Raw genomic sequence first — 396 nt, forward strand, 5'->3', positions numbered from 1 at the left:
CCCCCCCCCCCCCCCCCCCCCCCCCCCCCCCCCCCCCCCCCCCCCCCTTTTTCAAGCAGAAGACGGCATACGCGATCCTTGTTAATGTCTCGTGGGCTCGGAGATGTGTATAAGAGACAGGGCAATGCCCCAGGCCATGTAGCCAAAGCCCAGCAGCACCAGCAGCACGGCCAGCAAGAAACCTTTGAGCATCAGACGCAGATAAAGCATGAACCTTGGGCACAGGGGGAGAGAAACCCTGATTGTGACGCCTGTCTCTTATACACATCTGACGCTGCCGACGAACGAACAACAGTGTAGCGGGGGGGGGGTGGAGGGGGGGGGGGGGGGGGGGGGGGGGGGGGGGGGGGGGGGGGGGGGGGGGGGGGGGGGGGGGGGGGGGGGGGGGGGGGGGGG

2 protein-coding genes are annotated in these 396 nt (G+C 69.2%); one reads left to right on the forward strand and one right to left on the reverse strand.

The genetic code is table 11. The features are described from left to right. Positions 1 to 81: 81 nt before the first annotated feature. On the reverse strand, positions 82 to 210 hold the full coding sequence (locus tag JHD64_RS22260) for a hypothetical protein (protein WP_255524413.1): 129 nt from the start codon (positions 208 to 210) through the stop codon (positions 82 to 84). Between JHD64_RS22260 and JHD64_RS21170 the strand changes: the two genes are divergently transcribed. Further along, a partial coding sequence (locus JHD64_RS21170; protein ID WP_199055596.1) for a hypothetical protein occupies positions 209 to 396 on the forward strand: 188 nt, incomplete at its 3' end. The two genes, JHD64_RS22260 and JHD64_RS21170, sit on opposite strands and share 2 nt — an antisense overlap.

Origin of the sequence: Aquitalea sp. ASV15, assembly GCF_016429115.1 — a bacterium.
Classification (GTDB): domain Bacteria; phylum Pseudomonadota; class Gammaproteobacteria; order Burkholderiales; family Chromobacteriaceae; genus Aquitalea; species Aquitalea magnusonii.